Genomic DNA, 24,362 nt, shown 5'->3' with positions numbered 1-24,362 from the left:
GCGGGGGATGCGGACCGACTTCACAGCATGGCTGGTGTAAGCGGGACACGCTTTCCCGTTATAATCCCGCCTTTAATCCAGGCGCCACATTCGTTGAACATGAGCCAGAACCTCGATTTCATCCATTCCGCCCAGCGCACCATCGGCCTCGAGCGCGACGCGGTAGACAGCCTGCTGGCGCGGATTGGCGACGATTTCGTCAAGGCCTGCGAACTGCTGCTGGCCGGCAAGGGCCGGGTCGTCGTCGTCGGCATGGGCAAGTCCGGTCACATCGGCAAGAAGATCGCCGCTACCCTGGCCAGCACCGGCACCCCCTCCTTCTTCGTGCATCCGGCCGAGGCCAGCCACGGCGACATGGGCATGATCACCAAGGACGACGTGGTCCTCGCCCTGTCCAACTCCGGCTCGACTGCCGAAATCGTCACCCTGTTGCCTCTGATCAAGCGCCTGGGCATCACCCTGATCAGCATGACCGGCAACCCCGAGTCGCCCCTGGCCAAGGCTGCGGAAGTGAACCTGGACGCCAGTGTCGGCCAGGAAGCCTGTCCACTGAACCTGGCCCCGACCTCCTCCACCACCGTAACCCTGGTCCTCGGCGACGCCCTGGCGATCGCCCTGCTCGAAGCCCGCGGCTTTACCGCGGAAGACTTCGCCTTCTCGCACCCGGGCGGTGCGCTGGGCCGCCGACTGCTGCTGAAGGTGGAAGACGTCATGCACGTCGGCGAAGGGCTGCCGCAGGTGCTGCTCGGCACCTCGCTGACCGGCGCGCTGATGGAAATGACCCGCAAGGGCCTGGGCATGACCGTAGTGCTCGACGAACATGGCAAGCTTGCCGGCATTTTCACCGATGGCGACCTGCGTCGCGCCCTGGATCGGGGCATCGACGTCCGCCAGGTCACCATCGACCAGGTGATGACCGTCCACGGCAAAACCGTCCGCGCCGAGATTCTCGCCGCGGAAGCCCTGAAGATCATGGAAGACAACAAGATCGGCGCACTGGTGGTGGTCGACGCGGACGACCGTCCGGTCGGCGCCCTGAACATGCACGACCTGTTGCGCGCAGGAGTGATGTAATGAGCGATACCCATTCGGCCGCGGAACTCCCGGTCCGGGCCCGCCGGATACGCCTGGCGATCTTCGACGTCGACGGCGTGCTGACCGACGGCAAGCTGTATTTCCTCGTCGACGGCAGCGAGTTCAAGACCTTCAACACCCTGGACGGACATGGCATCAAGATGCTCATCGCCTCCGGCGTGCGCACCGCCATCATCACCGGCCGCGACACTCCGGTGGTCGAACGGCGCGCGCGCAACCTGGGCATCCAGCACCTCTATCAGGGCCGGGAAGACAAGCTCGCCGTCCTCGACGAACTTCTCGGCGAACTCGGACTAGGCTATGAGCAAGTCGCCTACCTTGGCGACGACCTGCCCGATCTGCCGGTGATCCGCCGCGTCGGCCTGGGCATGGCGGTAGCCAGTGCCGACCCGTTCGTGCGCCAGCATGCCCATGGCGTCACCGCGGCCCGCGGCGGCGAAGGCGCCGCCCGCGAGTTCTGCGAACTGATCATGCGCGCCCAGGGTACGCTCGAAGCCGCCCAGGGCGCCTATCTGTAGAGCCGACCATGCCGAAGACACTACGCCAGAAACTGCTGCTCGCCCTGATCGCCCTGTTGCTGATCGTCGCGGGCTACTACTGGAACGTCGGGCTCGAGCTGTTCAACGAACAGCCGACCCGCCCCGGCCAGGACAACACCATCGACTACTATGCCGAGAATGCCCATAGCCTCCAGTACCAGGAGGACGGCAGCCTCGACTACGAGATGACCGCGGTGAAGCTGGAGCACCAGAAAGCCACGGACATCACTTTCGTCACCACCCCCGACCTGCTGCTCTTCCGTGGCAACGTGCAACCCTGGCACATCCAGAGCGCCCGCGCCGAAGTCGGACCGAAAGGCAAGGAGGTCGAACTCATCGACGACGTGCGCGTCGCACGTACCGATGCCAAGGGCCAACCAAGCATCCTGACCACCACTCGGCTGACCGTATTCCCCGACAAGAATTATGCACAGACCGAGCAAGCCGTTAAAATCGACGCGGCCAATGGAGTGACGACGGCTGTTGGAATGAAAGCGTATCTGAAAGACAGCCGGATGCACCTGCTGTCCAACGTAAGAGGTCAGCATGAGGTTCGTTAATACCCTCCCCCTTATTTTCGGTCTGACTGCCGCCCTCGGCAGCTCCATGGCCTTGGCCCTGCCTTCGGACCGCGAACAACCGATCCGCGTCCAGGCCGACAGCGCCGAACTGGACGACAAGCAGGGCGTCGCGGTCTACCGCGGCGACGTCGTGGTGACCCAGGGCAGCACCAAGCTGACCGGCAACACCGTGACCCTGAAACAGGACAAGAACGGCGACATCGAGGTCGTGACCTCGGTCGGCAAGCCTGCCTACTACGAGCAGAAACCCGCTCCGGACAAGGACGTGACCAAGGCCTATGGCCTGACCATCCAGTACTTCGTCACGCAGAACCGGGTCGTGCTGATCGACCAGGCCAAGGTGATCCAGGAAGGCAACACCTTCGAAGGCGAGAAGATCGTCTATGACACCCAGCGCCAGATCGTCAACGCGGGTCGTGCCACCGGCTCCCAGGTGACCAGCCCGCGCCCGCGCATCGACATGGTCATCCAGCCGAAGAAAAAGGCCCAGTAATGGCAACGCTCAAAGCCCAGCACCTGGCCAAAAGCTATAAAGGCCGGCAAGTCGTCCGCGACGTCAGCATGTCCATCGATAGCGGGCAGATCGTCGGCCTGCTCGGTCCGAACGGTGCCGGCAAGACCACCTGCTTCTACATGATCGTCGGCCTGGTCCAGGCCGACCAGGGCGTGGTCCGCATCGACGAGCAGAACGTCACCCACCTGCCGATGCACGGGCGCGCCCGGGCCGGCATCGGCTACCTGCCGCAGGAAGCCTCGATCTTCCGCAAGCTGTCGGTATCCGACAACATCATGGCGATCCTCGAGACCCGCAGCGACCTCGATCGCAACGGTCGCAAGGAAGCCCTGGAAGGCCTGCTGCAGGAATTCCACATCCACCACATCCGCGACAACCTCGGCATGAGCCTGTCCGGCGGCGAACGACGCCGGGTGGAAATCGCCCGCGCCCTGGCCAGCGCGCCGAAATTCATCCTCCTCGACGAGCCCTTCGCCGGCGTGGACCCGATCTCGGTCGGCGACATCAAGCAGATCATCCATCACCTCAAGGCGAAGGGTATCGGCATCCTCATCACCGACCACAACGTCCGCGAGACCCTGGACATCTGTGAAACGGCGTATATCGTCAATGATGGGCAGTTGATCGCGGAGGGGGATGCCGAGAGCATCCTCGCCAACGACCTGGTCAAGGAAGTCTACCTGGGGCACGAGTTCCGCCTCTGAAGAAATCTCCTAGCGCGCCCTCCGGCCTCGCCGGAGCGGTTCCGCTCGCCCGCGGTTTCGCAACCACGAGTGCCGCCTGGAGCGGATGATTTATTCAGAGCAACCCTAGGCAAAGTACGAAAATTCAGGCATATAATTTGCTTCCTGGCGGTGCCGCCACCTCGGCACCCGTAGTAGTGGATGGTGCCATCCGGTACCAGCGAATAAGGTACTAAGCCCTCAGCCATGAAACCATCGCTAGTCCTCAAGATGGGCCAGCAGCTGACGATGACGCCGCAGCTGCAACAGGCCATACGCCTCCTCCAGCTATCCACCCTGGACCTCCAGCAGGAAATCCAGGAAGCGCTGGAATCCAATCCCATGCTCGAACGCCAGGAAGACGGCGACGATTTCGACAACAGCGACCCTCTCGCCGATGGCGCCGAACAGGCGGCCAGCGCGCCCCAGGAGAGCCCTCTCCAGGAAAGCGCCACGCCCAGCGTCGAAAGCCTCGACGACGACCAGTGGAGCGAACGCATACCCAGCGAGTTGCCGGTGGATACCGCCTGGGAAGACATCTACCAGACCAGCGCCAGCAGCCTGCCCAGCAACGACGATGACGAATGGGACTTCACCGCGCGCACCAGCAGCGGCGAGAGCCTGCACAGCCACCTGCTCTGGCAGGTCAACCTGGCACCGATGTCGGACACCGATCGGATGATCGCGGTGACCATCATCGATAGCATCAACAACGATGGCTATCTCGAAGAGTCCCTCGAAGAAATCCTCGCCGCCATCGATCCGGAACTGGACGTCGAACTCGACGAAGTGGAAGTCGTGCTGCGCCGCATCCAGCAACTGGAACCTGCTGGCATCGGCGCCCGCAACCTGCGCGAGTGCCTGCTGCTGCAACTGCGCCAGTTGCCGTCCACCACGCCCTGGCTGAACGAAGCGCTGCGCCTGGTATCCGACTACCTCGACCTGCTCGGCGGCCGCGACTACAGCCAATTGATGCGGCGCATGAAGCTCAAGGAAGACGAACTGCGCCAGGTCATCGAGCTGATCCAGTGCCTGCATCCCCGGCCCGGTTCGCAGATCGAATCGAGCGAAGCCGAATACATCGTCCCCGACGTCATCGTGCGCAAGGACAACGAGCGCTGGCTGGTCGAGCTGAACCAGGAGGCGATGCCGCGCCTGCGCGTCAACGCCACCTACGCCGGCATGGTCCGCCGCGCCGACAGCAGCGCCGACAATACCTTCATGCGCAACCAGTTGCAGGAAGCCCGCTGGTTCATCAAGAGCCTGCAGAGCCGCAACGAAACGCTGATGAAGGTCGCCACCCAGATCGTCGAGCACCAGCGCGGTTTCCTCGACTACGGCGAAGAAGCCATGAAGCCGCTGGTCCTGCACGACATCGCCGAAGCGGTGGGCATGCACGAATCGACCATTTCGCGGGTCACCACGCAGAAATACATGCATACGCCGCGCGGCATTTTCGAGCTGAAATATTTCTTTTCAAGTCACGTCAGTACCGCTGAAGGCGGGGAATGCTCGTCCACCGCGATCCGCGCGATCATCAAGAAACTGGTGGCCGCGGAAAATGCGAAAAAGCCATTGAGCGACAGCAAGATCGCTGGTTTACTGGAGGCACAGGGCATTCAAGTGGCTCGCCGCACCGTCGCCAAATACCGCGAATCCCTGGGCATAGCCCCTTCGAGCGAGCGCAAGCGACTGGTGTGACGTTGATCCACGCCAAGGTGTTCCGGAGGCAGGTTGCTAACCTGCCACTTACACACGGGCAACAAGGAGAACGCGGTATGCAAGTCAACATCAGTGGCCATCAACTGGATGTGACCGACGCCCTGCGCGACTATGTCGGCGAGAAACTGAGCCGTCTGGAGCGCCATTTCGACAAGATCACCAATGTTCAGGTGATCATGGAGGTCGAGAAACTGAAGCAGAAGATCGAAGCCACCCTGCGCATCGCCGGTGGCGAGATCGTAGCCAATGCGGAACATGAGGACATGTACGCGGCCATCGACCTGCTGATCGACAAACTCGACCGTCAACTGATCAAACACAAAGAGAAGTATCTCGAACGGCAGCAAGGCGTAGGCGCCCGCTGATCTCCCCTCCCCTATGATCCGACTTGAGCAAATCCTGACCCCCGGCCGTTCCCTCGTGAACGTGCCGGGCGGCAGCAAGAAACGCGTACTCGAACAAATCGCCAACCTGGTAGCCAGGGAGCTGCCGGAGTTCGACGCCCAGACCATCTTCGAAAACCTGGTGGCCCGGGAAAAACTCGGCTCCACCGGCTTCGGCAATGGCATCGCCATTCCGCACTGCCGCCTGTCTGGCTGCCAGAGCCCCATCAGCGCCGTGCTGCACCTGGATGCTCCCGTGGACTTCGACGCGCTGGACGGCGCGCCGGTCGACCTGCTCTTCGTCTTGCTGGTACCGGAGGCCGCGACCGAAGAACATCTCGAACTGCTCCGGCAGATCGCCGCCATGCTCGACCGTGCCGACGTACGCGACCGCCTGCGCAGCGCTCCCACTGCCGAAGCGCTTTATCAGATCGTGGTAGACGTACAGAACGGGCAATGACATGCGCCTGATCATCGTCAGCGGCCGCTCGGGCTCGGGCAAGAGCACCGCCCTGAACGTCCTCGAAGACAACGGCTTCTATTGCATCGACAACCTTCCCGCCAGCCTGCTTCCCGACCTGGCGCAGCGCGCCCTGTTGCACACGGAGCTACTGCAGCCACAGGTGGCGGTGTCGATCGACGCCCGCAACCTGCCCAGCCAGTTGCAGCGCTTCCCCGAACTGTTGCAGGAAGTGCGGGACAACCACATCAACTGCGATGTGCTGTATCTCGACGCCGACGACGAGACGCTGCTCAAACGATTCTCGGAAACCCGCCGGCGCCACCCGCTGACCACCGACACCCGTTCGCTGGCGGAGGCGATTGGCGACGAGAGCCAATTGCTCGGACCGATCGCCGACCTCGCCGACCTGAAGCTGGACACCACCAGCCTCAACCTCTATCAGTTGCGCGACACCATCAAACTGCGCCTGTTGAACAAGCCGGAACCCGGCACCGCGTTCCTCGTCGAATCCTTTGGCTTCAAGCGCGGCATGCCAGTCGACGCCGACCTGGTGTTCGATGTGCGCTGCCTGCCGAACCCCTACTGGAAGCCCGAGTTGCGCGATCATTCGGGGCTGGAGCCGGAAGTCCGCGAGTATCTGGCCGCCCAGCCGGACGTCGAGGAAATGTACCAGGACATCGTCGGCTACCTGAACAAATGGTTGCCGCGCTTCGCCGCCAGTAACCGCTCATATGTAACAGTTGCGATAGGCTGTACCGGCGGGCACCATCGTTCGGTCTACCTCGCCGAGCGGATTGGCGCTGCACTCAGGGATTCCCTGAAGAACGTGCAGATTCGCCACCGCGATCTCAGCAGCTAGCCCATAACAAGAAGGACAGACTCCCCAAGATGCCAGCCCTCGAGATCACCATCATCAACAAGCTCGGCCTGCACGCCCGCGCGGCGGCCAAGTTCGTCGGCGTCGCGGGGCGCTACCCTTGCCAGGTCCGGGTCGGCCGCAATCCTGAAAGCTGCGTCGACGGCAAGAGCATCATGGCCGTGATGATGCTGGCTGCCGGCAAGGGCACCAACCTGCACCTGCATACCGAAGGCGAACAGGAAGACGAGGCGTTGAACGCGCTGGTCGAACTGATCAACAACCGTTTCGACGAAGGCGAGTAGCCTCTTCCCAGCGACAACGAAAAAGCCGCCAACTGGCGGCTTTTCCTTTCCGGCGATTGCGGCCGGCGTCAATTCAGCGCGGGTCGGATGAGTCCCCTAGCCCAGCGCGGTATCCAGCACCATCATCAGGCAGAAGCCGAACACCAGGCCCAGCGTAGCCTCGGCGGCATGTCCCTGGCGGTGGGACTCGGGAATGATCTCGTGGGTGACCACGAAGAGCATCGCTCCCGCCGCGGCGGCCAGCCCCCAGGGCAGGAGCAGCGCGGAGAGGCCGACCAGCCAGGCGCAGAGCACCGCGAACAGCGGCTCGACCAGGCCCGACGCGGCACCGACCAGCATCGCCTTGAAACGCGACATACCGACTCCGGCCAGCACCAGCGCCACCACCAGCCCTTCCGGCACATCCTGCAGAGCGATGCCCAGGGCGAGGCCGTTGGCCTCGTCCAGGCCGGCACCGGCCGACACGCCAACCGCCATGCCTTCGGGGATGTTGTGCAGGACGATGGCCGTGACGAATAGCAGGATGCGCGGGGGAATGCCACCGGACAGTGGCGCGCCCTCGCAACCGGGATGGACGTCCGGCATCAGCCGGCCGAGGATGAACAGCCCCATCACGCCGACCGCCAGGCCGAAACTGACCAGGAACCCCGCGCCGAACTTCGAGTAGCCGAGGTCGCCGGCCGCGGATAGCGCCGGCATGATCAGCGAGAAGGCCGTCGCCGAGAGCATCACGCCGGCACCGAAGCCCAGCAGCGCATCCGACAGGCGCGCCGGCATGGTCTTCACCACCAGCACCGGCATCGCCCCGAGAGCGGTACCGAAGGCGCAGAGCAGGCCGCCTTTCAACGCCAGCACGATGGGCGCCGGCAGGTTGAGCTCGGCCAGCAACAGCGCGTGGCGGCCGAGCAGGTAGCCGCCGCCGATGAAGATCAGCAGGCCCAGCAGGTTGCGCAGCGTCCGCCCGTTACCTTCGGCGATGCCATGGAGCAACGCCTTCATCGCTGCACCGCCAGGCTGCCGGCCAGCCATCTCGCATCACGGGTAACACTAGGCCAGGGCTTGCGCATAGCGACGCGCGACCTCCCGCCAGTCGATCACGTTGTAGAAAGCGCCGATGTATTCCGGGCGGCGGTTCTGGTACTTCAGGTAATAGGCGTGCTCCCATACGTCCAGGCCGAGGATCGGCGTATTGCCGTTCATCAGCGGGCTGTCCTGGTTACCGCTGCTCTCCACCAGCAAGCTGCCCTGGGGAGTCACGCTGAGCCAAGCCCAGCCGCTGCCGAAGCGGGTCAGCGCAGCCTTGGTGAACGCATCCTTGAACGCCTCGAAGCCCCCGAGCTGCTCATCGATGGCCCGCCCCAGGTCGCCATCGGGACGGCCACCGCCCTGGGGCGACATCACGGTCCAGAACAGCGAGTGGTTGGCATGCCCACCGCCATTGTTGACAACCGGGGTGCGCAGCTTCTCCGGCAGACCAGCCAGTTGCCGCAGCAGGCTTTCCACCGGCTGCTCGGCATAGGGCGTGCCTTCCAGCGCGGCGTTCAGGTTGTTCACGTAGGTCTGGTGGTGCTTGCTGTGGTGGATCTCCATGGTCAGCGCATCGATGTGCGGTTCCAGGGCATCGTAGGCGTAGGGCAAGGGCGGCAAGGCGTGGGGCATGGAAACTCTCCGTCAGTGATAGCGAAGTGAGGGGGGCGGAGCGAGGAACTCGGGTCGGACCTCCGCGTTCGGCGGTCCCTTGAGTAGGCGCTCGGTGCGCGGATAGGCACCGTGTTCGCCGATGAACGACAGCAGTTCGACATAGGTGCGCCGGCTGTGATGCTGGGCCGCCTGGCGCAGGGCCAGCGGCAGCTTCTGGTCGGCGCTGACACGCAACAGGCGCTCGTGGCAGGCGCAGAGGTATTCGGCGGTCTCCTCCGGTTGCTCCAGTTGCAGGTGCAAGTCGGCCAGGTTGTGATGGGAAATGACGAACGCCATCACCGCCTCGTCGGCGTCGCCCCAGCGTTCCAGCAGCACCTGGGCCAGGGCCAGGGCATGGAGGTAGTGCTCACGCGCATCGATCAATGCGCCGGTGACGAAACAGCGGTTGCCCTGTTCGATCGTTCGTTGCCAATGACGCATGGCGGTACCTCCAGTGGTGGGGCGGCCTCAGAGGCCGCCAGCCGTGAGTTTTTCCGGATCCAGCAACACCTCCAGGCGCGCACGGTCCAGATCGGTGTTTTCCAGCGCCACATCGATGATCGGCCGTCCCTCGCGATAGGCCTGCTTGGCGATTTCCGCAGCCTTCTGGTAGCCGATGATCGGGTTCAGCGCAGTGACCAGGATCGGGTTGCGCGCCAACGCCTCGCTGAGCTTGCCCTGGTTGACCTTGAAGCTGGCGATGGCCTTGTCCGCCAGCAGCCGGCTGACGTTGGCCAGCAACTGGATGCTGTGCAACAGGTTGTCCGCCACCAGCGGCAGCATCACGTTCAGTTCGAAGTTGCCCGATTGGCCGGCGACGGCAATGGCGGCGTCATTGCCGATCACCTGGGCGGCGACCATCGCGCTGGCCTCCGGGATCACCGGGTTGACCTTGCCGGGCATGATCGAGGAGCCTGGTTGCAGCGCTTCCAGCTCGATCTCGCCGAGCCCGGCAAGCGGCCCGGAGTTCATCCAGCGCAGGTCGTTGGCCAGCTTCATCAGGGTCACGGCCAGGGTCTTCAACTGGCCGGACGCAGCGACCGCCGTGTCCTGCGAACCGATCAGGGCGAAGAAGTCGTCGCCGGGGCGGAACGCCAACCCGGTCAGGTCGTTCAGCTCCTGGCTGAAACGTTCGGCGAACCGCGGATGGGCGTTGATCCCGGTGCCCACCGCGGTGCCGCCCTGTGCCAACTGCTGCAAGGCAGGAAGTACGCTCTCGATGTGCACGCCAGCCTGTCGCACCTGCTGCGCCCAGCCACCGAGCACCTGGCTCATGCGTACCGGCATCGCATCCATCAGGTGGGTGCGGCCGGTCTTCACATAGGCATGCACTTCGCCGGCCTTGCTCTGGATAGTCTGCTCCAGGTGGCGCAGCGCCGGCAGCAGGCGTTCGCTGATCTCGAGGGCGGCACTGATGTGGATGGTCGAGGGGATGATGTCGTTGCTGCTCTGCCCGCAGTTCACATGGTCGTTCGGATTGACCTTGCCGCCCAGGCGGCGACTGGCCAGGGTCGCCACCACTTCGTTGGCGTTCATGTTGGAACTGGTGCCGGAGCCGGTCTGGAACACATCCACCGGGAAATGCTGCATGAAATCCTCTTGCAGCAACTGCAGGCAGGTCTCGGCGATCGCCTCGCCCATCGGTGCATCCAGTTGCTGCAGGGAGACGTTCGCCCGCGCCGCCGCGGCCTTGGCCAGCAGCAGGGCGCGGACGAAGGCCTGGGGCATGCGCTGGCCGCTGACCGGGAAGTTGTTCACCGCGCGCTGGGTCTGGGCGCCATAGAGGGCGGTGGCCGGGACCGCCAGCTCGCCCATGCTGTCGCGTTCGATGCGGGTGTCAGTCATCTTGGTTTCCTTGTTGCGGGTGATCGAAGCTCATCGACGGCGCCAGGTCCTGCCTGGCCATTCGTACGGAGAGCTGGCGCAGCCGTCGCCGCTGGCTGCCGTTGGTGGTCAATCGCTGAAGTTCGCAGAGGGGCCGGTAGGCGTAGTCGAGGCAGAGGCTGCGCCAGTGCCAGGGCAATATCGGATCGCGACCGGTATCGAGCAGGAGGTTGTAGGCTTTCTCGAACAGCGGCCAGGCGGCCACACCTTCCCAACCGGCGAGATAGCGCGCCTCGCCGAGGTACTGGTCGAGCAGGCGCGGTTCGTCGGGATCGAGCGCGCAGCGGATCTGCGTGCCCAGCCAGTACCAGTGATCCAATGCTTGCGGGTCGTGCGCCTCGAAGGACATGGCAACCTCACCAGACGATAATGAGATTGATTATTGTTTTCTTCTTAGCAAAAGACAAGCATGGTCCCCATAGAGGCGGACAATCGAACAGGCGGAAACGAAAACGCCAGCGACGAGCGCTGGCGTTCTACAGAGGGAAACCCGGCCTCAGCGCCCGGCCACCATCATCGACTCGACCAGTACAGAACCGGTATGCAGGTTGCCGCGCCGTTCGATGTCCTTGCCGACCGCGACGATACGGCGGAACAGGTCGCGCAGGTTGGCGGCGATGGTGACTTCCTGGACCGGGAACTGGATCTCGCCGTTCTCAACCCAGTAGCCGGCGGCGCCGCGGGAATAATCGCCGGTCACCAGGTTGACGCCCTGCCCCATCAACTCGGTGACCAGCAGGCCACGCCCCATCCGGCGTATGAGAGCGGCCTGGTCCTCGTCGCCATGGCTGACGAACAGGTTATGCACGCCGCCGGCGTTGGCCGTGCTCGGCAGGCCGAGCTTGCGCCCGGAATAGGTGCCCAGGACATAGGACACCAGCTCGCCGTTCTCGACGAATGGCTTGGCGTAGGTGGCCAGGCCGTCGCTATCGAAGCTGGCGCTGCCGAGCGCGCCGACCAGGTGCGGCCGCTCGTCGATGCTCAGCCACTCGGGAAACAGGCGCTGGCCCAGCGCGCCTTCGAGGAAGGATGACTTGCGATACAGGCTGCCGCCTGAGATCGCCCCGAGGAAATGGCCGAACAGGCCAACAGCGATTTCCGGAGCGAACAGCACCGGCACTTCGGCGGTCTGCACCGGCCGCGCGCCCAGTCGGCTGGCGGCGCGCTCGGCGGCGCGCCGGCCGATCGACTCGGCGCTGGCCAAGGCCTCGCCACGGCGGTTGACGTCATACCAATAGTCACGCTGCATCTGTCCTTCGCCCTCGGCGATCATCACGCAGCTGAGGCTGTGCCGGGTGCTGGCGTAACCACCGATGAAACCGTGGCTGTTACCGTATACCCGGCAGCCCTGGTGGGTATTCAGGGTGGTGCCGTCGGCCTTGGTCACCCGCTTGTCGGCGGCGAACGCCGCTGCCTCGCAAGCCAGGGCACGTTCCACGGCCTGCTCGGGACTCAGACTCCATGGATGATAGAGGTCCAGCTCGGGCAACTCGCGGGCCATCAACGCGGCATCGGCGAGACCGGCGCATTCGTCCTCGGAGGTATGGCGGGCGATCGCCAGCGCCGCCGCCACCGTCTCGCGGATGGCCGCCTCGCCGGTCGCCGAGGTGCTCGCCGAACCCTTGCGCTGGCCTGCGTAGAGGGTGATGCCGAAACCTTGGTCACGGTTGAACTCGACGGTTTCCACCTCGCCCTGGCGCACGCTGGTGGACAGGCCCTGCTCCAGCGACACCGCCACTTCGCAGGCACTGGCGCCCTGGCGGCGGGCCTCGGCGATGATCTGCTCGACCTGCTCGCGAAGGTCCGGAAGCACGGAGGGACCGACTGCCGCGGCATGTAGACTCATCTGTTGACTCTCCTGTTGACGTGGCCGCCCACGCGGCCGGGCCGGACAAGCGGCCCCTGACTCGTTATCATGGCGGCGTTTTCCACTGGACCACCACCATGGCTGAATTTCACGACGACGACTCGCAATTCGAAGAGAAGAGCAAGTCGCAGATCAAACGCGAGCTGCATGCCCTGCAGGACCTCGGCGAGCGCCTGACCACCCTGCAACCGCAGTTGCTGGAGCGCCTGCCGCTCACCGACCCGCTACGCAAGGCGCTGCTCGAGGCGCCGAAGCACAAGGCGCACATCGCCCGCAAACGGCATATCCAGTACATCGGCAAACTGATGCGCGACCAGGACGTGGACGCCATCGTCGCCCTCATCGACCAGGTGGACTCCTCCACCCGCCAGTACAACGAACGTTTCCATGCCCTCGAACGTTGGCGCGACCAGTTGATCGCCGGCGGCGACGCAGCGCTCGACGCCTTCGTCGGGGAGTTCCCCGAGTGCGATCGCCAGCACCTGCGCGGCCTGGTCCGCCACGCCCAGCACGAGGCCGCGCACAACAAACCGCCGGCCGCCGCACGCAAAGTGTTCAAGTACATCCGCGAACTGGACGAAACCAAGCGCGGCCTGCGCTAGGTTTCGTCGCGCCGGCGCCCGGGCCATGCCTCAGGCGCCGGTGCCGCCGACGGTGATCGCATCGATCTTCAGGGTCGGCTGGCCGACGCCGACCGGCACCGACTGACCGTCCTTCCCGCAGGTTCCCACGCCACTGTCCAGGGCCAGGTCGTTGCCGACCATGGATACCCGGCTCATCGCTTCCGGACCGTTGCCGATCAGGGTGGCGCCTTTCACCGGGGTGGTGATCCTGCCGTTCTCGATCAGGTAGGCCTCGCTGGTGGAGAACACGAACTTGCCGCTGGTGATATCGACCTGGCCACCGCCGAGGTTGGCACAGTAGATACCCTTCTCCACCGAGGCGATGATTTCCTGCGGATCGCTCTCGCCGGCCAGCATGTAGGTGTTGGTCATGCGTGGCATCGGCAGGTGCGCGTAGGACTCGCGGCGGCCGTTACCGGTGCGCGCCACGCCCATCAGGCGGGCGTTGAGCTTGTCCTGCATGTAGCCCTTGAGCACGCCGTTCTCGATCAGCACGTTGCAGTTGCTCGGCGTGCCTTCGTCATCCACGCTCAGCGAGCCGCGACGCCCGGCCAGGGTGCCGTCGTCGACGATGGTGCACAGGCTCGAGGCGACCTTTTCGCCGATCCGGCCGCTGTAGGCGGAGCTGCCCTTGCGGTTGAAGTCGCCCTCCAGGCCGTGGCCGACCGCTTCGTGGAGCAGGACCCCGGACCAACCCGCGCCCATCACCACCGGCAGGGTGCCGGCCGGCGCGGGAATCGCCTCGAGGTTGACCAGTGCCTGGCGCAGGGCCTCGCGGGCGTAGCCCATGGCGCGATCCTCCTGGAGGAAATAGCGATAGTCGGTGCGACCGCCGCCGCCGTGGCCGCCGCGTTCGCGTCGGCCATTCTGTTCGACGATCACGCTGACGTTGAAACGCACCAGCGGACGAATGTCGGCGGCCAGCGAACCGTCGCTGGCCGCTACCAGGATCTGCTCCCAGACGCCGGCCATGCTCACCGTGACCTGCTGGATGCGGGGATCGAGCGCACGGGTAGCGGCGTCGATCTGCTTCAGCAACTCGACCTTCTCGGCGCGGCTGAGCACGTCCAGCGGGTTCTCGCCGGCGTACAGGCGAGCCGGCGCCACGGCCTTGAACGCCTGCACGCTGCCGTTCTGTCCCGCACGGGAAATCGAACGGGCCGCCACCGCAGCCTGTTTCAACGCCTCGGCGGTGATCGCATTGCTATAGGCGAAGCCGGTCTTCTCGCCCGACTGCGCGCGTACCCCGACACCCTGGTCGAGATTGAAGCTGCCTTCCTTGACGATGCCGTCCTCGAGCATCCACGACTCGGAGACCTGGCTCTGGAAATACAGGTCGGCGGCATCGATGCCCGGGCCGTTCAGTTCATGAAGAATGCCGGGCAGGCTGTCCAGTTCCAGACCACCGGGGGCCAGCAATTGCTGGCTGACGGATGACAACAACTCGCTCATATTCACTCCGTACGCGCCGGCCGCGGTTCGGCAGGCGGGAAAAATCGTCTGTGCGCCACCACCGGCATGCGCCGGCGGATATCCGCCTGTTCTGCGGCGTCGCGCGCCGCCAGCAGCACCGCTTCGCCCTGCGGCCGCTCGGCCAGGACCCGGCCCCAGGGATCGACGATGGCCGAATGGCCGAACGTCTCCCGGCCCCGTGGGTGGACGCCACCCTGTCCGGCCGCCAGCAGGTAGCACTGGGTCTCGATGGCGCGGGCGCGGACCAGCACCTGCCAGTGCGCCGCTCCGGTCACCGCGGTGAACGCCGACGGCGCTGTGATCAGCTCTGCGCCGGCCTCGCGCAGCGCGGTATAGAGTTCCGGAAAACGCAGGTCGTAGCAGACCGTCAGGCCAAGGCGACCGACCGGCGTATCCGCCACCACGATCTTCTGACCGAAAGCATAGTCGTCGGATTCACGATAGCGGCCCCGCGCATCGGCTACGTCCACATCGAACAGGTGCAGCTTGTCGTAGCGGGCGACCCGCTCTCCGTGCTCGTCGATCAGCAGCGAACAGGCATTCGCCTTCGCCTCGGGTTGCCCCTCCGGCGGCAGCGGCAGCGTTCCGGCGACTATCCACAACCTGAGGTCGCGAGCGGCGGAATTCAACCACGGCAGGATAGGCCCGTTCCCCCGCGCCTCGGCGCGCCCCAGCTCGGCCAGGTCGCGCCGGCCCATGGCGGCGAAGTTTTCCGGCAGCACGGCGAGCCGCGCCCCGCCCTCGGCGGCCTGTTCCAGCAGGCGACGGGCGGCGGCCAGGTTGGCCGTCACGTCGTCCTGGCTGACCATCTGGATCACGGCAATGGACATGGTTTCCTCCTCGCGGACGAAAGCGCCGCGTCGCGGCCCGGGCGCCGCTCAGCGGGGCTTCTCGAATGGCTTGTCGAAGCTGATCTTCGGATCCTGCCAGGGGCCCTTGACGCTGTATTGCACGCTGGCGAAGCGCGAGACCCGGTCGCCGAGCAGCTTGTCGACGACGAAGACCGCGCCGCCGACCGCCGGACCGCCGACTATCAGTGCCGCCAGGGTCAGGTTGTTGGTCAATGGCAAGGTCACCAGCAGCTTGGCGTCGATCCGATCGTGAGCCAGGTCCAGGGTACCGTTCAACTCCAGGTTGCTCGACGGCCCTTCCAGCTTCAGCGGCTCGCGGGTGATGTAGACGCCGTCGGTGGCGGAGAGACCCCCCTTCACCCGGTCATAGCTCAGTCCCTTGCCGAGGATGTCCGAGAAGTCCAGGCGCAGCCGGCGGTTGATCGCGTTGAAATTGAGCAGGCCGAACACTCGCAGCGCCTGGGCGCTGCCTTCGACCTCGACGAACTGCCCCTTGCGCAGCGATGCATCCATGCTGCCGCTGAAGCGCTTCAGGGCCATGTAGGCCGGCGATCCCGGCCACTGGCCGTTGATATCCATGCGGAAACGTTCGCTGGTGGCGCTCGGCGCGAAATTCCAGGCCTTGAGCACATCCGCCAGGTTCTTGCCCTCGATCCGTCCCTGGTAGGTGCTGCGGGTATTGCCCGGACTGCCGTCCCAGCGCAGGCTGCCATTGACGTGCAGGCCACGCAGGTCGAGGTCCAGGTCGTTGAACGCCACGCCGTTGCTGCCCGGCCGTACCTTCAGGCTCCAGGCGCCCAGCGGCTGGCCGCCAAGGGCGACCTGGCCGATCTTCACGTCTACCGCCGGCAGGCTGCGCGGATCGACGGCGGCCAGCGGGTCCGAGTCCTCCACCTTGTTCTCGTCGGGAAGGGTCGACTTCGGCAGGTTCAGGCGGTCCAGATCGACCACGATCGGCGCGCCCCTGGCATCCGGCAGGACCAGACGCCCCGATGCGAGGTCGCTGACCAGCACCAGTTGCCAGGCCCGCTCCTGGCGGGCCAGGTCGACGGTCAGGTTCTTCAGCTCCTGGCCGAAGCCCTTGAAGCTGTCGATGCGCAGGTCGGCGCCGCGCAGCAGGCCCGCAGCGCTACTGGCAGCCTGGTCGCCATTGCCGTAGCGCTTCAGGGTGGCCTGCCAGGCGTCCCAGTCCAGTTCCGCCAGACGCCCGCGCACCCGCAGCCCCTGTGCCGAGGGCAGCAGCGCCGGGTCACCACCCAGGCGCAGGGCGCCGCGTCCGTTCAGCGGCTTGTCCGCCGGGGCCGCATAGGCCAGGCTGGCGAGGCCGTCGTAACGCGCCCAGTAACGCCGTTCGGCGCCATCCAGGGTCATCCGCCACTGGGTCGGCCGCGCCTGGGCGGCCGTCTTGCCGAACGGCGCCGGCAGGTCGACGACGGCGCCCTTGAGATCCGAATCGATCTGCAACTGGCTGTCCTTGCCATCCAGCAGCAGGTTGAGCTGGAACGGCAGGCGTCCCGAGACCGGCAACGGACGCTGGCCAGCGCCGAGCCAGTCGCTCAGCGACTTGACCGCCACCTGGCCGTTGAGCAGCAAGCGCGTGCGCGCATCGCCGCGCCCCTCGGCGACGATCCGCCCGCGTACCTCGCTGCCCAGCACCCGGGCCTGCACCGCCGGGGCGCTCAGGCCCTTGGCCAGGTCGAAACGGAAGTCGCCCTTCACTTCGCTCATATCCAGCTTCGGACTGGGCATCTTCAGGGTCGCGCCCACGGTGGAGAAATCCACGACCACCCCGGTCTTGCCGGCCTCGTCGTGGTCCAGTGGAATATCCAGCTTCAGGTGGCCCTGCAAGGGCCCGTCGCCCTCCCAGCCGGCGAAGATCTTGCGGGTCGGGATCGGCGCTTCCTGGAGCAGCTTGATGCCGTCCTTCAGGTTACTGTCGACGGCGCCATCCACATACAGGTGCGGCGTCTGTCCCGGCCGGCCGAGAGGTATGTCGACCTTTACGTCGCTGACCCGGGAATTCAGCAGATTCCCGCTGGAGGCCAGCACGCGGACTCCGGAATCCTCGACGAACACCTCGCCGACCGTTTTGCTCAAGGCGGGCCAACCGGGCTGGTAGGCCAGCTCGCCGTCGCGGACCTTAAAGTAGAGGTTCATGACGTGGGCTTCGGCCGCCGCGCCACGGTTCAGCGAGCCCTGCCACTGGAAGTAGCCCTGCTCGACATGGCCACTGCGGATCGCCGTCTTCAACCAGTTCGCCAGGCTTTTGTTCATTCCCGGCAACTGGGTCGGCAGGTACTTGGCGGTGAAGCGCGCGTCGCCGTCGCTGAGGCCGACCTGGAGGTCCATGTAGTCTTCAGCGCCGGGATCGCGCATCAGGCGGATCAGCATGTCGCCGGCCAGGCGGCCCTCCTCGCCCTCGACCCGCATCAGATGGCTGCCGAGGGTGAAGGCACGGTCGTCCAGGCTCCAGAACATCCGCGTGCGGGCCTCGCGGTAGCGCCACGGCTCGGGAAACACCTTGGCCAGGTGCAGCATGAAATCCTGCGCCGACGCGTCGAGCTGGCCTCCGGCCAGGGTGCCGGTCAAGGTGCCGCTGACGTTTTCCACCGCCGGGACCTCATGGAACGCCGAGATACCGACCTTTTCCAGGTTGGTCGCGTAGCTGACCCGCTCGGGCACCTCCCGCTGCGGCCAGAAATCGGCGTTCAGGTTGTGCAGGATGCCCTTCGGCTTCAGGCCCGCCACCCACTCCGCCGCCGCGTCCGGCAGCGGCGCCAGCGCTTCTATCGCCGGCACCAGGGGCGTCAGGTCGACGCGGTCGGCCTGCAGCTTCCAGTGTGGCTCGTTGTTCTGCTGGTCGCGACGCAACAGCAACTCCACCTCGCCCCAGCGCTGCTCGCCGAAATTCGCCGCCAGGTCGCCGACCCGAACCTTCCAGCCCTGCGCTTCGCGATCGAAAAACAGGTTCATGCCCAGGTCGTTGATTTCCACCGGCTTGCGCGCGGCATACGAGGCCTTCAACTGCGGCGCCAGCAGCCGTGCCACCAGCCGTTGCGCCTTGCCGTCGCGCCAGTCGAACCAGAAGTCTCCGCCGGCCTTGGCCCGGACGATCTTCCATTCCTGGGTCAGACCGGCCGGCAACCATTGCGCCCAGTCGCTCTGCGGCAGGCTGAGATAGAACCTGGCGCTGCTGCGCGGCCAGTCCCCGCTGTCGATCCGCCCTTCGGCGTGCAGCGCCAGAGGTTGGCCATCCGGCAGTTGCAGGCGGGCATCGAGACTCTGCCCACCGACCGATGAACTGCGCAGGGTCGCGCCGACCGCGCTGAGCGACAACGCTGCGCTTCCCCGCGGCGCCACCTCCAGTTGACTGTCCAGCAGCGAGATGCGTTGGGTCTGCAGCAGGAATTGCAGGAGCTTCCGGGGATCGCTGGGCTTGTCACTGTGCGGCAGGCCATCCAGGCTCCACTGGCCATCCTCGCCTTCGCGCAGGGTCAGCTTGAGTCCCTCCAGCTCCAGGCTGCCGATCCGCACCTGGCGCGCCAGCAGGCTGCCGAGCAGGTCCGGCGCCAGCCGCACCCGCGCCAGGCGCAGACTCTGTTCGCCGTCGCCGACCTGGATGTCGCGCGCTACCACCAGAGGCTCGAAGCCGCGCCAGGAGCCCGTCAGCTCGGCAATCCGCACCGGCATGCCGAGTTGCTTGCCAGCTTCGCCCTCCAGCTGCTGGCGGTATTCGGCCACCAGCGGCACCAGTTGCCGGCCAAGGCTGACGTACAGCGCCAGCAGCACCAGTACCAGGGCGCACAGACCCAGGACGATCCGTAGCAGTCGCGTTCCGAGGCTTCCCACATCCGCCATTTCAGCCATACGCCTCAGAGCAGGACCACGTCATATTGCTCCTGCGAGTACATCGCCTCGACCTGGAACTTGATGGTGCGGCCGATGAACGCCTCGAGATCGGCGACGTTACCCGACTCCTCGTCGAGCAGCCGGTCCACCACCTTCTGGTTGGCCAGCACCAGGTAGGAGTCGGCCTGGTAGGCACGCGCCTCGCGGAGAATCTCGCGGAAAATCTCGTAGCAGGTGGTTTCCGCAGTCTTCAGCATGCCGCGTCCCTGGCAGCAGGGGCACGGCTCGCAGAGGATCTGCACCAGGCTTTCGCGGGTGCGCTTGCGGGTCATCTGCACCAGGCCCAACTCGGTGATGCCGATGATGTTGGTCTTCGCGTGGTCGCGCTCCAGTTGCTTCTCCAGGGTGCGCAGGACCTGCCGGCGATGCTCCTCGTCCTCCATGTCGATGAAGTCGATGATGATGATCCCGCCCAGGTTGCGCAGGCGCAGTTGGCGGGCGATCGCGGTGGCCGCCTCGAGGTTGGTCTTGAAGATGGTTTCCTCGAGGTTGCGATGGCCGACGAAGGCGCCGGTGTTCACGTCGATGGTGGTCATCGCCTCGGTCGGATCGACGATCAGGTAGCCGCCGGACTTCAGCAGTACCTTGCGCTCCAGGGCTTTCTGGATTTCGTCCTCGACGCCGTAGAGATCGAAGATCGGTCGCTCGCCCGGGTAATGTTCGAGGCGATCGGAAATCTCCGGCATCAATTCTTCGACGAAGGAAGTGATCTTCTGGAAGTTCTCTCGCGAGTCGATGCGGATCTTCTCGATCCGCGGGTTCACCAGGTCGCGCAGGGTACGGATCGCCAGGGACAGGTCTTCGTAGATCACCGAAGGCGCGCCGACGGTCTGGATCTGCGCGGCAATCTGGTCCCATAGCCGGCGAAGGTAGCGGATGTCGGCGAGAATCTCGTCCTCGCCCGCACCTTCCGCAGCGGTGCGCAGAATGAAGCCGCCCTGCCCCTCGATGCCTTCCGCCGCCACGCAGTCGGCCACCACCTTCTTCAGGCGCTCGCGCTCGACTTCGTCCTCGATCCGCAGGGATATCCCGACATGGCTGGTGCGCGGCATGTACACCAGATAGCGCGAAGGAATCGACAGGTGGGTGGTCAGCCGTGCGCCCTTGGTGCCGATCGGATCCTTGGTCACCTGCACCACCAGCGCCTGCCCCTCATGGACCAGGGCACTGATGCTTTCCACGGCGCTGCCTTCGCGATTGGATATCTCGGCGGCATGGATGAACGCCGCACGTTCCAGGCCGATGTCGACGAACGCCGCCTGCATCCCCGGCAGTACCCGTACCACCCGCCCCTTGTAGATATTGCCGACGATGCCGCGCCGCTGGGTGCGTTCGACATGCACTTCCTGCAGGACGCCGTTTTCCACCACCGCCACGCGCGACTCCATCGGCGTGATATTGATCAGGATCTCTTCGCTCATGCGTCCACTGTCCTTATTTCGGCGCGTTAGGCGTTACGGCGGGTTGCCACCCACGGGCTGCCAGCAAGGGATGCCGAATTCCCTCAACAGTTCCGCAGTTTCACACAAAGGCAGCCCGACCACCGCACTGTAACTGCCTTCGATGCGACTGACGAATATCGCCCCGAGGCCCTGGATCGCATATCCGCCTGCCTTGTCCGCCGGCTCGCCGCTCTGCCAGTAGCGCAGCGCTTCTTCCGGAGCGACCTGGCGGAAGCGCACCCGGCACTCCACCACCCGCGCCTCGACGCCGCCAGCGGCGGCCAGGGCCACGGCGGTGAGAACCTGGTGTTCGCGCCCGGACAGCGCAGCCAGCATGGCCAGCCCGTCGGCCTGGTCCACGGGCTTGCCGAGAATTCGCCCGTCGATCACCACCGAGGTATCCGCGCCCAGGACACAACCGTCCTCGCCGCGCCCTTCCAGCATAGCCAGCCCGGCGGCCGCCTTGCAGCGCGCCAGGCGCTCGACGTAGGCGGCGGGCGCTTCGTTCGGCAAGGGGGACTCGTCGATAGCGGTGGCGAGCACGGACAGCGGCACGCCGATCTGGGTCAGCAATTCACGGCGACGGGGCGAGGCGGAGGCGAGATACAGCGACGGCATGGAGGCTCCCGGGAAACGCGTCGGGCGATGCGCCGATCACCCGTTTCGAAGAATGACGATATCCGCCGCAGCATAGCTGCGAAGCGGACCTACCTCACGTTGAGACGCAGGCGGACGAACTGCAGCAGGGCGTACACCCAGGGCCAGAGCAGCGCGCTGACCAGGGCCGGGAGCAGGAAGGTCAGGGTCGGCGGACGATTGCCGGTCAGGGCGTTGAGCCAGAGCTGGAGCAGCTGCGCCAGGCCGTAGACCACCACCAGCACCAGGCACTGCTGCCAGGCCGGGAACATGCGCAGGCGCTGGTGCAGGGACAGCACGAGGAAGGTGATCAGGCCGAGGATCAGCGCGTTCTGCCCGAGCAGGTTGCCGTAGAGCACGTCCTGGGCCAGGCCGAGCAGCCAGGCGGTGACCATCCCGACGCGCTCGGGCAGCAGCAACACCCAGTAGGTCAGCAGCATCGCCAGCCACAGCGGGCGGCCGATCTCGGTGAAGGTAGGCATCGGCGCTACGGCCAGCACCAGCCCGACCAGCAGGCTCAGCCAGATCACCCAGACATTGTTCGAACCTTGAGTCGCGCGAGCCATCAGCGGCGCCCCCCGTTGGCCGCCGGAGCGGCAGGCTGCGTGGGAGCTGGCGCGGGCGCGGCGGCGGGCTGCTGCGCAGCGCCCTGGGCTGCCGGGGTGGCCGGCGACGGCGCGGCGGCCGGTTGCGCGGCAGGCTGGGGCGCCTGGGCGCCGGCGGCGGCTTTCTTGTCCGCCTCTTCCTGGGCCTCGGCGGCGTCGTTGGCGCGCTGTTCCGGGGTGCGGCTGTCGCTGAACACCAGCAGCACGTAGCGGCTACGGTTCATCTTCGCGGTCGGCACCGCGCGCACCACGGCGAACGGCTGGCCGGAATCGTGGATCACTTCCTTGACCGTGGCCACCGGATAGCCGGCGGGGAAGCGTTGCCCCAGGCCGGAGCTGACCAGTAGGTCGCCTTCCTTGATGTCGGCGGTGTCGGCGACGTAGCGCAATTCCAGGCGCTCGGGATTGCCGGTGCCGACGGCGATGGCGCGCAGGCCGTTGCGATTGACCTGCACCGGGATACTGTGGGTGGTGTCGGTGAGCAGCAGGACCCGCGCGGTATAGGGCATCACCTCGACCACCTGGCCCATCAGGCCGCTGGCATCGAGCACCGGCTGGCCGACGAAGACGCCGTCGTTCTCGCCCTTGTCGATCATGATGCGTTGGGTGAAGGGGTTCGGATCGACGCCGATCAGCTCGCTGACCAGTACCTTGTCGTCGACCAGCGCGGCGGAATTGAGCAGCTCGCGCAGGCGCACGTTCTGCTCGGTGAGCGCGGCGAGTTTCTGCACCCGGCGCTGCATCAGCAGGGACTCGGCCTTGAGGCGTTCGTTCTCGGCGATCAGCTCGCTACGGCTGCTGAACTGGTCGCGCACGCCTTCCCAGGCGCGCACCGGCATTTCCGCCAGGCCGTAGAAAGGCGTGAGCACCATCCCCAGCTTGCTGCGGACGGGCTCCAGATAGTCGAACCGGGCGTCCACCACCATCAGGCTGACCGACAGCACGGCCAGCACCAACAGGCGAACGCCCAGCGACGGGCCTTTGGAGAATAGCGGTTTGATGATCCGCTCCTAGGCGACGATGCTCGCCACCTTACTCGGTGGAGAGCAGGTCCATGGAGTGGCGGTCCATCATCTCCAGCGCACGGCCACCGCCGCGAGCCACGCAGGTCAGCGGCTCCTCGGCGACGATCACCGGCAGGCCGGTTTCCTGTGCCAGCAGCTTGTCCAGGTCGCGCAGCAGCGCGCCACCGCCGGTCAGCACCAGGCCGCGCTCGGCGATATCCGAGGCCAGCTCCGGCGGCGATTGCTCGAGGGCGCTCTTGACCGCCTGGACGATGGTCGCCAGGGACTCCTGCAGGGCCTCGAGGACCTCGTTGGAGTTCAGGGTGAAGCTGCGCGGTACGCCTTCGGCCAGGTTGCGGCCGCGGACGTCGACTTCGCGAACGTCGCCGCCCGGGAAGGCGGTGCCGATCTCCTGCTTGATGCGCTCGGCGGTGGATTCGCCGATCAGGCTGCCGTAGTTGCGGCGCACGTAGGTGACGATGGCTTCGTCAAAGCGGTCGCCGCCGACGCGGACGGATTCGGCGTAGACCACGCCGTTGAGGGAAATCAGGGCGATCTCGGTAGTGCCGCCGCCGATGTCTACGACCATCGAGCCGCGGGCCTCCTCGACCGGCAGGCCGGCGCCGATGGCGGCAGCCATCGGCTCTTCGATCAGGAACACCTCGCGGGCGCCGGCGCCCAGGGCGGATTCGCGGATGGCCCGGCGCTCGACCTGGGTGGACTTGCACGGTACGCAGATCAGCACGCGCGGGCTGGGCTGCAGGAAGCTGTTTTCGTGGACCTTGTTGATGAAGTACTGCAGCATCTTCTCGCAGACGCTGAAATCCGCGATCACGCCGTCTTTCATCGGACGGATGGCGGCGATGTTGCCCGGGGTACGGCCGAGCATGCGCTTGGCCTCGGTGCCCACGGCGACGACGCTCTTCTGGCTGCCATGGCTGCGAATGGCGACCACGGACGGTTCGTTCAGGACGATGCCGCGCTCGCGCACATAAATAAGGGTATTGGCAGTACCCAGGTCGATCGACAGATCGCTGGAAAACATGCCACGCAATTTTTTGAACATGGGAAAGAAACCCTAGGCGAAGCGTGGGTGAAAAATACGCGGGTAAAAAAGTGCGGCAAACTCTAACAACGACGGGGATTTTGGGCAAGGCGGGCAATATGCTAAATTGCAGGCTTTTCCCGGCCCCACAAGGCCCGTCCAG

Annotated in this window: 25 protein-coding genes; 11 read left to right on the top strand and 14 right to left on the bottom strand. The window is 65.6% G+C overall.

Translation table 11 applies throughout. The features are described from left to right. Nucleotides 1-93: 93 nt before the first annotated feature. The 10 genes from kdsD to FFS27_RS00175 all read left to right on the top strand — a co-directional run bounded on the left by kdsD (nt 94) and on the right by FFS27_RS00175 (nt 7,180). Entirely contained in the window at nt 94-1,074 is a 981-nt protein-coding gene (kdsD, locus tag FFS27_RS00220) for an arabinose-5-phosphate isomerase KdsD (RefSeq protein ID WP_003094347.1), read from the top strand. Beyond that, on the top strand, nt 1,074-1,613 hold the full coding sequence (locus tag FFS27_RS00215; protein WP_003094350.1) for a KdsC family phosphatase: 540 nt from the start codon (nt 1,074-1,076) through the stop codon (nt 1,611-1,613). The genes kdsD and FFS27_RS00215 overlap by 1 nt, the downstream gene beginning before the upstream one ends. Nucleotides 1,614-1,621: 8 nt before the next feature. Beyond that, nucleotides 1,622-2,194: an LPS export ABC transporter periplasmic protein LptC gene (lptC, locus tag FFS27_RS00210; RefSeq protein WP_003094353.1), complete on the top strand. Its 573-nt coding sequence runs from the start codon at nt 1,622-1,624 to the stop codon at nt 2,192-2,194. Next, a complete protein-coding gene (gene lptA, locus FFS27_RS00205; protein WP_003120916.1) occupies nt 2,181-2,708 on the top strand; it encodes a lipopolysaccharide transport periplasmic protein LptA in 528 nt (175 codons plus the stop codon). The genes lptC and lptA overlap by 14 nt, the downstream gene beginning before the upstream one ends. After that, entirely contained in the window at nt 2,708-3,433 is a 726-nt protein-coding gene (gene lptB / locus FFS27_RS00200) for an LPS export ABC transporter ATP-binding protein (protein WP_003094355.1), read from the top strand. Before lptA ends, lptB begins: the two co-directional genes overlap by 1 nt. A 225-nt stretch (nt 3,434-3,658) precedes the next feature. After that, nucleotides 3,659-5,152: an RNA polymerase factor sigma-54 gene (locus FFS27_RS00195; RefSeq protein WP_003094357.1), complete on the top strand. Its 1,494-nt coding sequence runs from the start codon at nt 3,659-3,661 to the stop codon at nt 5,150-5,152. Between the two features lie 77 nt (nt 5,153-5,229). After that, on the top strand, nt 5,230-5,538 hold the full coding sequence (gene hpf / locus FFS27_RS00190; protein ID WP_003094359.1) for a ribosome hibernation-promoting factor, HPF/YfiA family: 309 nt from the start codon (nt 5,230-5,232) through the stop codon (nt 5,536-5,538). Between the two features lie 13 nt (nt 5,539-5,551). Next, entirely contained in the window at nt 5,552-6,016 is a 465-nt protein-coding gene (gene ptsN / locus FFS27_RS00185) for a PTS IIA-like nitrogen regulatory protein PtsN (protein WP_003098853.1), read from the top strand. 1 nt (nt 6,017) lies between these two features. Continuing rightward, nucleotides 6,018-6,878: an RNase adapter RapZ gene (gene rapZ / locus FFS27_RS00180; RefSeq protein WP_003094361.1), complete on the top strand. Its 861-nt coding sequence runs from the start codon at nt 6,018-6,020 to the stop codon at nt 6,876-6,878. Nucleotides 6,879-6,907: 29 nt separating this feature from the next. After that, complete coding sequence (locus FFS27_RS00175) at nt 6,908-7,180, top strand: HPr family phosphocarrier protein (RefSeq protein WP_003094362.1); 273 nt, start codon at nt 6,908-6,910, stop codon at nt 7,178-7,180. Between the two features lie 96 nt (nt 7,181-7,276). Here the strand turns inward: FFS27_RS00175 and FFS27_RS00170 are convergent, their stop codons facing one another. From FFS27_RS00170 to pmbA, 6 genes are all read right to left on the bottom strand, one after another. Next, nucleotides 7,277-8,209, bottom strand: a complete 933-nt coding sequence (locus FFS27_RS00170) for a ZIP family metal transporter (RefSeq protein WP_003120918.1) — start codon at nt 8,207-8,209, stop codon at nt 7,277-7,279. 18 nt (nt 8,210-8,227) lie between these two features. Beyond that, a complete protein-coding gene (locus FFS27_RS00165) occupies nt 8,228-8,839 on the bottom strand; it encodes a superoxide dismutase (RefSeq protein WP_003098862.1) in 612 nt (203 codons plus the stop codon). A gap of 12 nt (nt 8,840-8,851) precedes the next feature. Then, a complete protein-coding gene (locus FFS27_RS00160) occupies nt 8,852-9,301 on the bottom strand; it encodes a hypothetical protein (protein ID WP_003094369.1) in 450 nt (149 codons plus the stop codon). Nucleotides 9,302-9,328: 27 nt separating this feature from the next. Next, entirely contained in the window at nt 9,329-10,705 is a 1,377-nt protein-coding gene (gene fumC / locus FFS27_RS00155; RefSeq protein WP_023101553.1) for a class II fumarate hydratase FumC, read from the bottom strand. Next, nucleotides 10,698-11,093 carry a hypothetical protein gene (locus FFS27_RS00150; protein WP_003094374.1) on the bottom strand — a complete coding sequence of 132 codons (396 nt, stop codon included), beginning with the start codon at nt 11,091-11,093 and terminating at the stop codon, nt 10,698-10,700. The genes fumC and FFS27_RS00150 overlap by 8 nt, the downstream gene beginning before the upstream one ends. A gap of 147 nt (nt 11,094-11,240) precedes the next feature. Then, a complete protein-coding gene (gene pmbA, locus FFS27_RS00145; protein ID WP_003110024.1) occupies nt 11,241-12,590 on the bottom strand; it encodes a metalloprotease PmbA in 1,350 nt (449 codons plus the stop codon). A 98-nt stretch (nt 12,591-12,688) separates the two neighbouring features. Between pmbA and yjgA the strand changes: the two genes are divergently transcribed. Further along, nucleotides 12,689-13,213, top strand: a complete 525-nt coding sequence (yjgA, locus tag FFS27_RS00140) for a ribosome biogenesis factor YjgA (protein WP_003094378.1) — start codon at nt 12,689-12,691, stop codon at nt 13,211-13,213. Between the two features lie 30 nt (nt 13,214-13,243). Here yjgA and tldD read toward each other — a convergent pair whose 3' ends face one another. From tldD to mreB, 8 genes are all read right to left on the bottom strand, one after another. After that, on the bottom strand, nt 13,244-14,686 hold the full coding sequence (gene tldD, locus FFS27_RS00135) for a metalloprotease TldD (protein ID WP_021264162.1): 1,443 nt from the start codon (nt 14,684-14,686) through the stop codon (nt 13,244-13,246). A 2-nt stretch (nt 14,687-14,688) separates the two neighbouring features. Continuing rightward, a complete protein-coding gene (locus FFS27_RS00130; RefSeq protein ID WP_009315924.1) occupies nt 14,689-15,537 on the bottom strand; it encodes a carbon-nitrogen hydrolase family protein in 849 nt (282 codons plus the stop codon). A gap of 48 nt (nt 15,538-15,585) precedes the next feature. Next, nucleotides 15,586-19,416, bottom strand: a complete 3,831-nt coding sequence (locus FFS27_RS00125; RefSeq protein ID WP_023101554.1) for a YhdP family protein — start codon at nt 19,414-19,416, stop codon at nt 15,586-15,588. A 14-nt stretch (nt 19,417-19,430) separates the two neighbouring features. After that, nucleotides 19,431-20,888, bottom strand: coding sequence for a ribonuclease G (gene rng, locus FFS27_RS00120; protein WP_003094386.1), 1,458 nt, complete (start codon nt 20,886-20,888; stop codon nt 19,431-19,433). A 33-nt stretch (nt 20,889-20,921) separates the two neighbouring features. Continuing rightward, nucleotides 20,922-21,527, bottom strand: coding sequence for a Maf family protein (locus tag FFS27_RS00115; RefSeq protein WP_003110021.1), 606 nt, complete (start codon nt 21,525-21,527; stop codon nt 20,922-20,924). Nucleotides 21,528-21,616: 89 nt separating this feature from the next. After that, nucleotides 21,617-22,111, bottom strand: coding sequence for a rod shape-determining protein MreD (gene mreD, locus FFS27_RS00110; RefSeq protein WP_003094389.1), 495 nt, complete (start codon nt 22,109-22,111; stop codon nt 21,617-21,619). Then, nucleotides 22,111-23,151: a rod shape-determining protein MreC gene (mreC, locus tag FFS27_RS00105; RefSeq protein ID WP_071533941.1), complete on the bottom strand. Its 1,041-nt coding sequence runs from the start codon at nt 23,149-23,151 to the stop codon at nt 22,111-22,113. The genes mreD and mreC overlap by 1 nt, the downstream gene beginning before the upstream one ends. A gap of 31 nt (nt 23,152-23,182) precedes the next feature. Further along, nucleotides 23,183-24,220 carry a rod shape-determining protein MreB gene (gene mreB / locus FFS27_RS00100; RefSeq protein WP_003094393.1) on the bottom strand — a complete coding sequence of 346 codons (1,038 nt, stop codon included), beginning with the start codon at nt 24,218-24,220 and terminating at the stop codon, nt 23,183-23,185. Nucleotides 24,221-24,362: the final 142 nt, after the last annotated feature.

Source organism: Pseudomonas sp. 2VD (assembly GCF_005503585.1).
In the GTDB taxonomy this organism is placed as follows: domain Bacteria; phylum Pseudomonadota; class Gammaproteobacteria; order Pseudomonadales; family Pseudomonadaceae; genus Pseudomonas; species Pseudomonas aeruginosa.
The sequence above is the reverse complement of the archived record's forward strand: the minus strand, read 5'-3'. Positions and strand labels throughout refer to the sequence as shown.

Excerpts from the sequence above, each read along its gene's own strand:
- hpf (WP_003094359.1), top strand. The coding sequence starts at position 5,230 with ATGCAAGTCAACATCAGTGGCCATCAACTGGATGTGACCGACGCCCTG.
- tldD (WP_021264162.1), bottom strand. The coding sequence starts at position 14,686 with ATGAGCGAGTTGTTGTCATCCGTCAGCCAGCAATTGCTGGCCCCCGGT.
- FFS27_RS00175 (WP_003094362.1), top strand. The coding sequence starts at position 6,908 with ATGCCAGCCCTCGAGATCACCATCATCAACAAGCTCGGCCTGCACGCC.
- mreD (WP_003094389.1), bottom strand. The coding sequence starts at position 22,111 with ATGGCTCGCGCGACTCAAGGTTCGAACAATGTCTGGGTGATCTGGCTG.
- lptB (WP_003094355.1), top strand. The coding sequence starts at position 2,708 with ATGGCAACGCTCAAAGCCCAGCACCTGGCCAAAAGCTATAAAGGCCGG.
- FFS27_RS00150 (WP_003094374.1), bottom strand. The coding sequence starts at position 11,093 with ATGTCCTTCGAGGCGCACGACCCGCAAGCATTGGATCACTGGTACTGG.
- FFS27_RS00160 (WP_003094369.1), bottom strand. The coding sequence starts at position 9,301 with ATGCGTCATTGGCAACGAACGATCGAACAGGGCAACCGCTGTTTCGTC.
- rng (WP_003094386.1), bottom strand. The coding sequence starts at position 20,888 with ATGAGCGAAGAGATCCTGATCAATATCACGCCGATGGAGTCGCGCGTG.
- FFS27_RS00165 (WP_003098862.1), bottom strand. The coding sequence starts at position 8,839 with ATGCCCCACGCCTTGCCGCCCTTGCCCTACGCCTACGATGCCCTGGAA.
- yjgA (WP_003094378.1), top strand. The coding sequence starts at position 12,689 with ATGGCTGAATTTCACGACGACGACTCGCAATTCGAAGAGAAGAGCAAG.
- FFS27_RS00130 (WP_009315924.1), bottom strand. The coding sequence starts at position 15,537 with ATGTCCATTGCCGTGATCCAGATGGTCAGCCAGGACGACGTGACGGCC.
- FFS27_RS00125 (WP_023101554.1), bottom strand. The coding sequence starts at position 19,416 with ATGGCGGATGTGGGAAGCCTCGGAACGCGACTGCTACGGATCGTCCTG.
- FFS27_RS00115 (WP_003110021.1), bottom strand. The coding sequence starts at position 21,527 with ATGCCGTCGCTGTATCTCGCCTCCGCCTCGCCCCGTCGCCGTGAATTG.
- mreB (WP_003094393.1), bottom strand. The coding sequence starts at position 24,220 with ATGTTCAAAAAATTGCGTGGCATGTTTTCCAGCGATCTGTCGATCGAC.
- ptsN (WP_003098853.1), top strand. The coding sequence starts at position 5,552 with ATGATCCGACTTGAGCAAATCCTGACCCCCGGCCGTTCCCTCGTGAAC.
- fumC (WP_023101553.1), bottom strand. The coding sequence starts at position 10,705 with ATGACTGACACCCGCATCGAACGCGACAGCATGGGCGAGCTGGCGGTC.
- pmbA (WP_003110024.1), bottom strand. The coding sequence starts at position 12,590 with ATGAGTCTACATGCCGCGGCAGTCGGTCCCTCCGTGCTTCCGGACCTT.
- rapZ (WP_003094361.1), top strand. The coding sequence starts at position 6,018 with ATGCGCCTGATCATCGTCAGCGGCCGCTCGGGCTCGGGCAAGAGCACC.
- FFS27_RS00195 (WP_003094357.1), top strand. The coding sequence starts at position 3,659 with ATGAAACCATCGCTAGTCCTCAAGATGGGCCAGCAGCTGACGATGACG.
- lptC (WP_003094353.1), top strand. The coding sequence starts at position 1,622 with ATGCCGAAGACACTACGCCAGAAACTGCTGCTCGCCCTGATCGCCCTG.
- FFS27_RS00215 (WP_003094350.1), top strand. The coding sequence starts at position 1,074 with ATGAGCGATACCCATTCGGCCGCGGAACTCCCGGTCCGGGCCCGCCGG.
- lptA (WP_003120916.1), top strand. The coding sequence starts at position 2,181 with ATGAGGTTCGTTAATACCCTCCCCCTTATTTTCGGTCTGACTGCCGCC.
- FFS27_RS00170 (WP_003120918.1), bottom strand. The coding sequence starts at position 8,209 with ATGGCTGGCCGGCAGCCTGGCGGTGCAGCGATGAAGGCGTTGCTCCAT.